This window comes from Caldisphaera sp. (assembly GCF_046536515.1).
GTDB lineage: Archaea > Thermoproteota > Thermoprotei_A > Sulfolobales > Acidilobaceae > Caldisphaera.
The window spans coordinates 37,487-47,851 of the sequence record NZ_JAWDMQ010000006.1; the positions used below are offsets into that span (position 1 = coordinate 37,487).

A 10,365-nucleotide genomic window follows, 5' to 3' on the forward strand; every position below is an offset into this window, starting at 1 on the left:
AAAATTAATTATAAATAATAATTTACCATGGAACACTCTTCAGTTTCAGCTTATATGCTGTATAGTTTGTTAATCTATGCAATGCGTAAATAATTACTGCAAAAACCAGCTCTGCATATATATTAAATGTCTTCCCAGTAAATAAATAAAGAAAAATTAAAGCTCCTACATAAAAATCAAGTTGATCTAATAAAGGGGCTGGAGCCCCTCTTTCCAAACCAATCCTCCTTTTTATAAATGATGCAGTTAAATCTCCAAGAAGGGCACCAATAGAAGCGATTAAAGCATCAATTAAAATATTATGCCAAATTATTAAGCTTTCTATGCCTCCAATTACAAGTCCTGCTATGATTCCCGATAAAAATCCTCCCCATGTTTTACCATCCCCAAAAATTCTCCTTCCATCTCTCCACCTCCTTCCCATATCAATTGGAGGAAGACCATGTATAATAACGGGAGTTCCGTTCGCTACCATTGCAGGTAATATAAACACAAATATGCTTAGCAAATCATAACCAAAGCCTGCTAAATCCATTTTACACCATCCCTTATTATTTCATACCCCAATATTAATTTTCTAGGCTTTAGTAATTTTAATTCAACTACTTTTTCATTTAACTTATTTGTGATCCCTATGGCCTTTGCCCATGGTATTATCCATGTATCCATGGACATTTTACTGCTATCAAAACCTTCTTGAGTTATTTGACCAGTTGCAAATCCACCAAAGCTGCTTAGTAATGAAGAAATTAATGATAATTCTTTTTCTGAAGTATCGTTATCATATGACCTGAAGAGATAATTTATAGAATCTATTATGATGTATTTTTTTAACTTAATACTTTCTATAATTTCTTTTAATAGCTGTTCTCTCGTAACAACTAAGTTTAAAGGAACGTTATATGCAAAGTATTTGCCATATGTAAAGGTTTGGGCTTCTGTTGCTAAAAATACAAAATCTCTTCTCTTATAAATTAAATACTTTGAAATTTCAAATGCTAAGTGAGTTTTTCCTGTTGCAGGGGGACCATATATAACTAAAAATACATTATTATCAATAAAATTTGATATAAATGGATGAAGTGCCCATTCCTTTATACTCAAGAGCTTTCCTCTTCTTCAGATACTTTTTCTACTAAAACTTCTCCTCCAGCTTCTCTTACTTTTTCAGTAGCTTTTTTTGTGGCTTCTTTAACTATAACTTTCACTTTCTCATAAATTTTACCATCGGCAATCAATTTGTCGTACCCCATTTCAGTTAAGTTTACAACGACTTTATCTCCTTCTAAGTTTCCAATTTTCTTTAAATCATATGCTAGCTCGTCTAGATCTTTAAGGCTTATTTCATTTTTCTCATGTAATAATCTGTTCCTTATTGGAACAAAGCCTTTTGCTCCATACCAATTTGGATAATATTTGAGCATCCAAGTTTTTCTATGTTTATTCATTCCAGAGCCTCCAGTACCTCCTTTGCTTCCAGATTTTCTATGCTGTCCTACTCTTCCCCATCCCATAGATCTTGTTCTGCCTCTTAATTTCCTTGATTTTTTCCTGCTTCTTGCTGTCAAAGCCATTCTGTTCACCTACTTCCAAAAAGTTATTAAAAGATTAGATTTAAAAATAAACTTGATCCTTAGGCCATCCTAAGTATAAGTTCGTTAATGGCCTTACCTCTATACCCAAGTTCTCCATTTGGATATAATTTTTTAATTGATAAATCAAATCCACCACTAGGCGGATGTAACCTGAAGAATGGCTTAATTCCTTTTTCAGCCAGCTTATTATAATGTATCTCTTCATTAATTATTTTTTCAGCCAGCTCTTCTATTCCACTCAAACCGAGTTTCTCTTTAATTACTTGATCCGTTATAGGCTTATCCCCAACGATTTTTCCTCTACGCTTTATAAGCTCTATTAACGTCTCCTTATTTATTTCCCCCCAAGTAATTGCTGACTGTCCTTCTCTTAGTATATCTTTTATTCCGTTGAGGCTTTCTGCATATAATACTGAAACAAAATTTCTCCTTAATCTTAATATATCTAAAACTTTCTCGACCTTTGGGTCAAGACCACTGGAGCCCCTAATTCTGATTATAGCATAAACCAAAGTTATCACCTAGTCCAATCCATGGGAGTTATTGTTCTAAACGTGTTCCTTAATGCCATATATGTGGCTCTCGCAAAGTTATAAGATGTCCTTGTTTCTCCAAAAGTCTTTGCCCAAACATCCTTTATGCCAGCTAAAGCTAATACTTTTTTAGCTACGTCGCCTGCAACTAATCCAGTACCCTTAGGTGCTGGCTTTAGTAATATGACTACGCTCCCACTTTTTCCAATAACCGAGTAAGGCACGCTGTGAGGCTCACCGCATGTACATTCCCAGCTACCACAACCTCTTCTTATTGGAGTTATGTTAAGCTTTGCATTTCTTATAGCCTTATCTATTGAATCTCTAAATTGCTTAGCTTTGCTTTTTCCTACTCCAACATATCCATTTTTATTACCTATAGCTACTGTCGCTCTATATCTAGCTATTCTGCCTGCGTCAGTCATTTTTTGAACCATTGTAACATCAATTATTTCAACCTGCAAATCTGGAAGAAGCACATCAACTATTTCTGGTTCTAAGATTGGCATGTTTCTCTTAAATATTTCATCGATGCTCGTAATTTTACCTTCTTTAACAAGCTTTCCTACTTGTGTTTTAGGCTCCCAAACCTCTAACATTTGAGTATTGCTCATTGCTTATCACCTGCTAAACTAATGCTACCAAAGCTACTCTTTATAGCATTCAATACCTCCTCAAAGTGCTTAGGTAGATCCTCTGGAGGCATCCTCTCCAGTTGCTTTGAGAATTGCCTTTTATAAAATTCTGGGTCGTTGTTTTTTAAATCTTGAGACCATTTAGATATACTCCCACATCTAATTCTTTCTTCATCAGGTAATACATCATCAGAATGAGGTATATTAATTCCAGCATCTAATAATCCTTTGAGAGATGCAAACACTTTACTCCCTTTAACTGGAGTTTGCAAACCTATATCTAAAACAGCCTCTTCAATCCCCTTTTGCTTTGCCCTTAATCCAGCCAAATAACCTGTTAAATAAGCTGCACAAATGTTTTTTCCATAACCTTTCCAATTATATAATTTAAATAGCTCTTTACTATGAGCAGCAGCTAATACCTTATCTCCTTTTGCATCAAAACCTATAATTTGAACTAAAATAAATTTGTTAGTTTTCCTGACAACAGCTCTAGGCTTTTGAGAAATTACTAGTCTATACCTAAGATGATAGTCTGTCTTACCTTGTCTTCTTCTTTTTAAAGCTAGCTTATACCTTGGTCCTTCTTTCATGCTTTAACACCTTTCATTAACTTATTTTCATCTATATATCTTCTCAAATCATGCAAGCTGCCAAAGGCATTACCTTTAGATAGCCTATAAAGCCTTCTATATGTCCTAGAATCAATCATTTCTTTATCTCTTAAATATTTTAAATAGGTTCTAATTTTTCTTATTCTGTTTACCCATTCCTCTTCTTCATCAACTCTAGTTTTCTTCGTGCCTTCTCTCTTACCATATCCTCTACGATGTCCTTTAACCCTTTTTATATGCCTCAACAACCACCTGTGGGAGTTTGTCTTCAATGGTATTTTCTTAATTAATCCCCTTTCTATTAATGTTCTTACATCATCTTTCGTTATTGCTTGGCTTATTTCTTCCTCATTTTCAGGATCAGGACTAATCCTAACCCTACTTTCTCCTACTTTAAGTATTTCTGCCGCGAGCCTTTTTTGAAGCTTATAATCCATATATACCACCATTAGCTACTCTAAAGCCTTTTTCTTTAGCTGTTTTAACCAGCTCCACCCTTTTCTTAAGCCCTACAGAAGAAGCTATATAAATTATATGAGCGCTGGGGCTTAACAATTCTAAGTCTCTTTTGTTAGTAATAACTACAGGGATTAATCCTGATGGATGTAATCCTCTTATAGAATTCTTATTTTTATAACCAACTTTAACAATTGGAGGATAACCCTTTCTTTGCAGCCTCATTTTAGCATCTATTCCTTTAGGTTTCCTCCAGCTATCTCCTAGCCTCTTAAATCTCCACGATAAGTATCTCATAAAATGAACTCTTCTCTTTTCTAAAATAGATTCTCTAATTTTCCTTCTTTGTTTAATTATATCCCTTGTTATTTGCTCAGAGCTCATTATTCGATCACCTCCCTAGAATAAATATAAATTCCATCCATAAACTTCCTTCTATCAAAATCTGATATCTTTGTTGCTAATTCTATGTTTGCAGCAGTTTGTGAAACCTTTTCTATATCGTTTCCTTCCAAAATTATATCAGTACCTTGGATCTTTACATTAACTCCTGGCAATATTGTTGCATATCTTGGAGATTTCTCACCTATGAAATTGCTTATTATTAATTTATTACCATCTTTTTTAACGCTTATTGGATAATGGCTATAAATTATTTTTAATTTATATCTAAAACCTTTTGTTACCCCAGTAATCATGTTTTTAACGTGAGCTATAACTGTGCCAACAGCTGCTTTTTTCTTAGCATCTGCAAAAAACGCTTGTACTATAAGATTATTATCTTTAATTTCCATGCTAATTCCTTTCATGTGAGAAAAATCTTTTTCTAGCTGGCCTTTACTTCCTTTTACTATAACCTTATTCCCTTCTAGCTTTATTTCAACATTTTTTGGGATCTCTAAGTTTCTCACAGCCAGTATTTCTTTTGCCAATGTTAGCACCTACCTATCTGCACTTCATTCTGGAGAATCAGCGTGTATAAAAATATTTAAATTCTATCTAGTTTTTCTCTGATAACCTCTAATAGATCTTCTTTTTTCATAGTTTTATAGCCTATTAGTGGCTTTCTAAACTTCCCTATAACAATTATTCTATCTGGATCTTCTTCAGGTTTTGAATTGAACAGTCTAACTTTATAATAACCCTTCTTCCTGCCCATATATATGTAAGCAAACTTTGCTTTTTTGCTGCCCATATTTTACCGCCCTATGCTTATTATCAGATAAGCATTTTTAAGCTGTTCGTATTTTAAAATTTTTTTATATTTATGGAAGTTTCCTATCTACTTCTCTCATTTTTAATTTAGAATCATTATCTAAAGCTTTTTGCATAAACCTATGTTAATATATTAAAGATTCTTGCTTATTCCTTTGATTAGTTCCTTTAAAATGCCTTTGGCATAAAAAAAACTACTTGCTGACTTATCTATTTACACATAGCATCAAAGAATATAAAAGTAATATTATGCTTAATTATTCTGCATGGTTATATCTTTATTTGATAACTATAAAAATTATTTAATAAGTATTATCTTACCTAAAGAAACCTCTGCATCCTTAGACATTATTAAATTAAAATTTGAAAAATATTTATTGAAGTGAAATCTTCTTCAATTGATTAGAAATTCTTTCATACATCATTACAACATCTCTTGATAGACTTGGAGGAACCTTCTTTAACGCTAGCTCAAAGTGTCTAAATTCAACAGGAGATACCTCCAATTTTTCCCTCAACTTTATCATGACAGCTTCTCTCACTACGGCCGCTATATCAGCACCAGTATAGCCATCAGTTATAGATGCTAGTTTTTCTATAGATACATCATTTGCCAATGGAACTTTCTTTAAATGTATCTTAAATATTTGTTTTCTGGATTCGAGATCTGGTGGAGGTACATATATAAGTCTATCAAATCTTCCTGGTCTTAATAAAGCAGGATCAATTATATCAGGTCTGTTACTAGCTGCTATTACTACAACATTTGATAAAGGTACTATGCCATCTATTTCTGTTAACATTTGGTTAACTATTCTATCAGTAACACCAGTTGTATCACTCTTAAACCCTCTTGCTGGAGCTATTGAATCTATTTCATCGAAAAACACAACTGTAGGCGCTACTTCTCTTGCTCTTTCAAATATTTTTCTTACAGCTTTTTCACTTTCTCCAACCCATTTACTTAATACTTCTGGTCCTCTTACAGTAATGAAGTTTGCCCCGCTTTCTGTTGCAACAGCTTTTGCTAGTAATGTCTTACCAGTTCCTGGAGGACCATATAACAAAATTCCTTTTGGAGGTTCAATGCCCATATCACTAAACACTTTTGGATATTTCATAGGCCATTCGACAGATTCTTTTAATTCTTGTTTAACAATTTCTAATCCACCTATGTCTTCCCAATGAACTTCAGGTACCTCTACAAAAATTTCCCTTATTAAAGATGGTTTTATTGATTTCATAGCATCTAAAAAGTGCTTCATTGATACTTCTAAGTTCTTTAATATATCAGGTTTAATTGCTTCATTTTTAGATAAATCAACTTTTCCGCTTGCCATAAATTCTCTTAATGCAGACATTGCTGCTTCTTTAACTAAAGCTGCCAAGTCTGCACCTGTATAACCATTAGTTAATTCTGCTATTTTTTCCAGCTGTACATCCTTAGATAAAGGAACATTTCTTGTATGCACCTTTAAAATTTCTGTTCTAGCCTTCTTGTCAGGAGGTCTTATCTCTATTTCTCTATCAAATCTGCCTGGTCTTCTTAATGCAGGATCTAAATCATCAGGCCTGTTTGTTGCTCCTATAACTATTACTCTACCCCTCTCTTGCATACCGTCCATCAGTGTTAATAGTTGTGCAACTACCCTTTTTTCAACTTCACCAGTAACTTCTTCTCTTTTAGGAGCAATTGCGTCTATTTCGTCAATAAATATTATAGATGGAGCATTATCTTGAGCTTCTTTAAAAACTTCTCTTAGCCTTTCTTCACTTTCTCCATAAAACTTGCTCATTATTTCAGGACCATTTATAGTTGTGAAATATGCACCTATTTCATTTGCTAATGCTTTTGCTAGTAATGTCTTACCAGTTCCTGGAGGACCATATAACAAAATTCCTTTTGGAGGTTCAATGCCAAGCCTCTTAAAGACCTCTGGATGTCTCATAGGGAGTTCTGCTATTTCTCTTATTCTTTCCTTTGCTTCTTCTAAGTCTCCTATATCCTCCCATGTTACTCTTGTTGTTCTATGGACCGGAAACTCATTTTCCTTTACCGGTTCTCTCCTTAATTCTACAACAGTTCTGTCCGTAACATACACATTATCAACCGGTTTAGTCTGTACTACAACTAATGGTATTTCTCCTTGAACTAAAACCAGTTCTCCTTGAGTTAATGGCTTTCTGATGAACTCTTCTTTTATATCAGAAGGTGATAAATAAAAATCTATAGCAAAGGGTTCAGTTTTTTCTAATGGCGCGAATACAATTTTTTCAGCCGGTTTAACATTATCTGCTTTTTCCACATCAACATAATCTCCAACGCTAACCCCAAGAGACCATCTTAAATATCCATCCATCCTTATTATTCCTGTATCTTCATCTTCAGAGTGCAAAGGCCAAACAACTGCTATTACTTGGCTTTTTTGACTTTTAACTTTAACAAAATCTCCTGTTTCTATGCCTAACTTTTTCATAGTAGCTTGATCTAGTCTTACAATTTTTCTTCCAGGCGTGTCTGATCTATAAGCTTCTGATACTAGCAATGAAACGATCTCAGACATTTGAGTCACCGAATTTCTATTAACTCCAAAAGTTATAAATATCCATATTATTATTTTAATTTTACCAATAAATTGAGAAACCAAAACAAATAATTTAAAGAGCTATAATAATATATTTTTATTGAATAAATTATCTTTTAATATTTAGTTCTTCTATTAGCTCAGCATAAGTCTTTTTTATTATATCACCATTTATATTTAGTTCACTTATTGCCTCTTTTATGTCATCTATAGATTTTCTATTAGACTCTATTTCTACAAAGCATCCTAGATTGTCTACTTTATCTAAAGTAATCAGCACATCCTTAAAGTTATAATATTTTCTAAATTTAGTTACATAAATCCCAGGTGTAAAACCTAATTTCTCAAATAATGTAATTGGATCATTGCTAACTTTTACTTTTAATTCTTCTCTCGATTTTACTAAGTCTTCTTCTTTAGACCTATTACCCTTATATGTTATTGTTTCGGGATAACCATTTACATACCTTATTCTGAGAGCCTCGTCTTTTAGCTTTAAATCTTTACAAGGATGGTTTAGGTATATGTCTTTTTCTCTCCTAGAATCTAAAAACTTAGCGCCTTTCTCAATTAATTCTTTTTCTATTTTAGACAATTCATCACAATATACCTTTATTTTAATCTCAACTTCTAAGTTCTCCTTACTCAAAGATTCCATCCAAAATAAAATATGAAGATTAACAATAAAAAATTTATCTAAGATATTAATTATTGTAATTTTTTATAAAAATTGGTCAACAACTAAATGTCATAATATTATACATAATATTATAATAAAAATTCTAATATTTAATTGCATAAACTAACAAGGGATAATAGTTATAACTTAAAATTATGAACCTATTTCTTTTAATATTTCCTTTGAAACTTCATCTATTAATCCTTGGCCAGCTGGAGAGAGCCTTCTTCCTTTACCAGGTATTGTAGTTACTAGCCCTGCTTGTTCTAATTGTTGTAATGCTTTCCTAATTATACTGCCTGAACCCCTTCTAAAATTGGGTGGCCTAGTTCCGTTCCTTTTCTTACCTCCATATATGGTTTTTAGAGTTCCGATACCTAATGGTTCCTCAGCTATGCTTATTTTCCTTAATAAAGAAGCTACCCTTGTATACCACCAGTCTTCATTAGAAGGAGGCAATTCATTATATACACCAGTCTTCATATATATGGCCCATGCAGGGATTTCTATCTTTTGCATCTTTTTTAGCCTTTCAGCTAGTTTTTCTATAAGCTTATCTGCTGGAACCTCTTTAGCTGTTACCATTTTTATACCCCTCTAGTTCCTGCAATATCCTGGATATATAAGAGTTTTTGAATTTTAACTAACTTCCTCTATGCTCAAAATATTATAATAGAATCTGACCTACTCTCCGCCCTGAAGGGCGAGGGTTTCTCTCATCTGTTCGGGATTACATCTGTCATTTTTACTCAACCTTGTATTTGGCTATATTGACTTTTCTCATACAATTTGGGCATGTTGCATAGTATTGTTTCTTACCCTTATAGACCCATACATACCCACACCTAGGACATTTAAGTTTTACCACTACTTATTACCAGATAACTAATAAGAAAATAGCCCTTATAAGCTTTTCTCATCCCCGCCTTAAAAGGCGAGGCTTTCATTTGTAAAATTTATTATACAGCAAAATAATACTAGATTTGTAAGAGTTTTTATTGCTGCATTTGATTTTCTAAAGAATAGGGCCCGTAGTCTAGGTGGTTAGGACGCCGCCCTCACACGGCGGAGGTCGCCGGTTCGAGTCCGGCCGGGCCCACTAATTTTCATAAACAAATACCTTAAATAGCAAGCATTACTATTTGATAAGCAAAAGAAAAACTCAAAGAATTGCAAAACTGACCTCCTCTCCGCCCTGAAGGGCGAGGGTTCCCCTCATCTGTTCGGGATTACATCTGTCATCTGAGGGGCAGTCGGGGTGGTCAGAGATCCCCTTTTTTGTATGCTTTCTTTTCAATGTTTAATACTGCTATTGTATCTCTATTAGCCTCAAAACCGCATTTATTACACTTCAGCTTCCTATAACCATTTTCAACAAGCTTAGAGCCACATATTGGGCATATTGACGATGTACCTTTAGGATTGATAACAATTGATGGTACTCCCTGCTTTTCACATTGCCAATCTATCCAATGCTCTAATCTTCTGTAGCTTAGAATGAGCAAAGAGACTTTGTGTTCTTTTGGAAGCTTCCTTAAGTTCTCTACTAAGTTTGTCAAGTCTTCTCTAGCTACTTCATATTGGTATTGCTTAGCTAAAGCTACTATTTCATGAGAAGTCTTTTTTGCCCAATCCTCTATAATGTTCCTAGCCTTTCCATAAAAGTATCTTACCCTTTTCCTAATGCCTCCTCTCCTAAGCCAAGCATTATATTTGAAAGAAGAGTATCTATTATGAAGGTTTTCAGCTAATTGTTTATAATGCAGAGCTCTCTCAATATGCGTTTCAAACCTATATTCGCTTTTTCTATTACCTACAACTATTTGTTTTTCATTAACATCAACAGCTAGAACGCCTTTAGGATCATACTTAGCTGGAGTAAACAAACGCTTAGATATCTTAAGAATAAACCTACCATCTTTAAGTAATAGTCTAGCCTCTTTGTTTTGGTAGCTATTATATCTCCTATCCAAGCCAATAATTTTAAGCCTATAGCCTCCCAATAGCTCTACATAATCACCTTACTATAGCTATGCTCATATGTTAACCAAAT

Annotated in this window: 15 protein-coding genes and 1 tRNA gene; 1 reads left to right on the plus strand and 15 read right to left on the minus strand. The window is 33.6% G+C overall.

Going from position 1 to position 10,365, the window contains the following annotated elements:
* Window positions 1–22: 22 nt before the first annotated feature.
* From RXO53_RS01955 to RXO53_RS02020, 14 genes are all read right to left on the minus strand, one after another.
* Window positions 23–535 carry a CDP-2,3-bis-(O-geranylgeranyl)-sn-glycerol synthase gene (locus RXO53_RS01955; RefSeq protein WP_410712591.1) on the minus strand — a complete coding sequence of 171 codons (513 nt, stop codon included), beginning with the start codon at window positions 533–535 and terminating at the stop codon, window positions 23–25.
* On the minus strand, window positions 526–1,104 hold the full coding sequence (locus tag RXO53_RS01960) for an AAA family ATPase (protein ID WP_410712592.1): 579 nt from the start codon (window positions 1,102–1,104) through the stop codon (window positions 526–528). The genes RXO53_RS01955 and RXO53_RS01960 overlap by 10 nt, the downstream gene beginning before the upstream one ends.
* The gene (locus tag RXO53_RS01965) at window positions 1,101–1,574 is read right to left on the minus strand and encodes an uL15 family ribosomal protein (protein WP_410712593.1); all 474 of its coding nucleotides are present in this window, start codon (window positions 1,572–1,574) and stop codon (window positions 1,101–1,103) included. The genes RXO53_RS01960 and RXO53_RS01965 overlap by 4 nt, the downstream gene beginning before the upstream one ends.
* Window positions 1,575–1,633: 59 nt before the next feature.
* Window positions 1,634–2,116, minus strand: a complete 483-nt coding sequence (locus tag RXO53_RS01970; RefSeq protein WP_410712594.1) for a 50S ribosomal protein L30 — start codon at window positions 2,114–2,116, stop codon at window positions 1,634–1,636.
* Window positions 2,113–2,742 carry a 30S ribosomal protein S5 gene (locus RXO53_RS01975; RefSeq protein WP_410712595.1) on the minus strand — a complete coding sequence of 210 codons (630 nt, stop codon included), beginning with the start codon at window positions 2,740–2,742 and terminating at the stop codon, window positions 2,113–2,115. Before RXO53_RS01975 ends, RXO53_RS01970 begins: the two co-directional genes overlap by 4 nt.
* Window positions 2,739–3,356: a 50S ribosomal protein L18 gene (locus RXO53_RS01980; protein ID WP_410712596.1), complete on the minus strand. Its 618-nt coding sequence runs from the start codon at window positions 3,354–3,356 to the stop codon at window positions 2,739–2,741. Before RXO53_RS01980 ends, RXO53_RS01975 begins: the two co-directional genes overlap by 4 nt.
* A complete protein-coding gene (locus RXO53_RS01985) occupies window positions 3,353–3,814 on the minus strand; it encodes a 50S ribosomal protein L19e (protein ID WP_410712597.1) in 462 nt (153 codons plus the stop codon). Before RXO53_RS01985 ends, RXO53_RS01980 begins: the two co-directional genes overlap by 4 nt.
* Window positions 3,804–4,217, minus strand: coding sequence for a 50S ribosomal protein L32e (locus tag RXO53_RS01990; protein ID WP_410712598.1), 414 nt, complete (start codon window positions 4,215–4,217; stop codon window positions 3,804–3,806). Before RXO53_RS01990 ends, RXO53_RS01985 begins: the two co-directional genes overlap by 11 nt.
* Window positions 4,217–4,765: a 50S ribosomal protein L6 gene (locus tag RXO53_RS01995; protein ID WP_410712599.1), complete on the minus strand. Its 549-nt coding sequence runs from the start codon at window positions 4,763–4,765 to the stop codon at window positions 4,217–4,219. The genes RXO53_RS01990 and RXO53_RS01995 overlap by 1 nt, the downstream gene beginning before the upstream one ends.
* A 56-nt stretch (window positions 4,766–4,821) precedes the next feature.
* A complete protein-coding gene (locus tag RXO53_RS02000; RefSeq protein WP_410712600.1) occupies window positions 4,822–5,028 on the minus strand; it encodes a DUF5622 domain-containing protein in 207 nt (68 codons plus the stop codon).
* A gap of 394 nt (window positions 5,029–5,422) precedes the next feature.
* On the minus strand, window positions 5,423–7,612 hold the full coding sequence (locus RXO53_RS02005; protein ID WP_410712601.1) for a CDC48 family AAA ATPase: 2,190 nt from the start codon (window positions 7,610–7,612) through the stop codon (window positions 5,423–5,425).
* Window positions 7,613–7,742: 130 nt separating this feature from the next.
* Window positions 7,743–8,282: a class IV adenylate cyclase gene (gene cyaB, locus RXO53_RS02010; RefSeq protein ID WP_410712602.1), complete on the minus strand. Its 540-nt coding sequence runs from the start codon at window positions 8,280–8,282 to the stop codon at window positions 7,743–7,745.
* Window positions 8,283–8,465: 183 nt separating this feature from the next.
* The gene (locus RXO53_RS02015; RefSeq protein WP_410712603.1) at window positions 8,466–8,897 is read right to left on the minus strand and encodes a 30S ribosomal protein S19e; all 432 of its coding nucleotides are present in this window, start codon (window positions 8,895–8,897) and stop codon (window positions 8,466–8,468) included.
* Between the two features lie 160 nt (window positions 8,898–9,057).
* A complete protein-coding gene (locus RXO53_RS02020; protein WP_410712604.1) occupies window positions 9,058–9,180 on the minus strand; it encodes a hypothetical protein in 123 nt (40 codons plus the stop codon).
* Between the two features lie 157 nt (window positions 9,181–9,337).
* On the opposite strand from RXO53_RS02020, the gene RXO53_RS02025 reads away from it, so the two are divergent.
* Window positions 9,338–9,411, plus strand: a tRNA-Val gene (locus tag RXO53_RS02025).
* Between the two features lie 163 nt (window positions 9,412–9,574).
* On the opposite strand, the gene RXO53_RS02030 is transcribed toward RXO53_RS02025, so the two are convergent.
* Window positions 9,575–10,315: a zinc ribbon domain-containing protein gene (locus RXO53_RS02030; protein ID WP_410712605.1), complete on the minus strand. Its 741-nt coding sequence runs from the start codon at window positions 10,313–10,315 to the stop codon at window positions 9,575–9,577.
* Window positions 10,316–10,365: the final 50 nt, after the last annotated feature.

What these genes read in the sequence shown, in the direction of transcription:
- RXO53_RS01955 (WP_410712591.1), bottom strand. Translation starts at nt 535, where the DNA reads ATGGATTTAGCAGGCTTTGGTTATGATTTGCTAAGCATATTTGTGTTT.
- RXO53_RS01965 (WP_410712593.1), bottom strand. Translation starts at nt 1,574, where the DNA reads ATGGCTTTGACAGCAAGAAGCAGGAAAAAATCAAGGAAATTAAGAGGC.
- RXO53_RS01975 (WP_410712595.1), bottom strand. Translation starts at nt 2,742, where the DNA reads ATGAGCAATACTCAAATGTTAGAGGTTTGGGAGCCTAAAACACAAGTA.
- RXO53_RS01980 (WP_410712596.1), bottom strand. Translation starts at nt 3,356, where the DNA reads ATGAAAGAAGGACCAAGGTATAAGCTAGCTTTAAAAAGAAGAAGACAA.
- RXO53_RS01985 (WP_410712597.1), bottom strand. Translation starts at nt 3,814, where the DNA reads ATGGATTATAAGCTTCAAAAAAGGCTCGCGGCAGAAATACTTAAAGTA.
- RXO53_RS01990 (WP_410712598.1), bottom strand. Translation starts at nt 4,217, where the DNA reads ATGAGCTCTGAGCAAATAACAAGGGATATAATTAAACAAAGAAGGAAA.
- RXO53_RS02000 (WP_410712600.1), bottom strand. Translation starts at nt 5,028, where the DNA reads ATGGGCAGCAAAAAAGCAAAGTTTGCTTACATATATATGGGCAGGAAG.
- RXO53_RS02005 (WP_410712601.1), bottom strand. Translation starts at nt 7,612, where the DNA reads ATGTCTGAGATCGTTTCATTGCTAGTATCAGAAGCTTATAGATCAGAC.
- RXO53_RS02015 (WP_410712603.1), bottom strand. Translation starts at nt 8,897, where the DNA reads ATGGTAACAGCTAAAGAGGTTCCAGCAGATAAGCTTATAGAAAAACTA.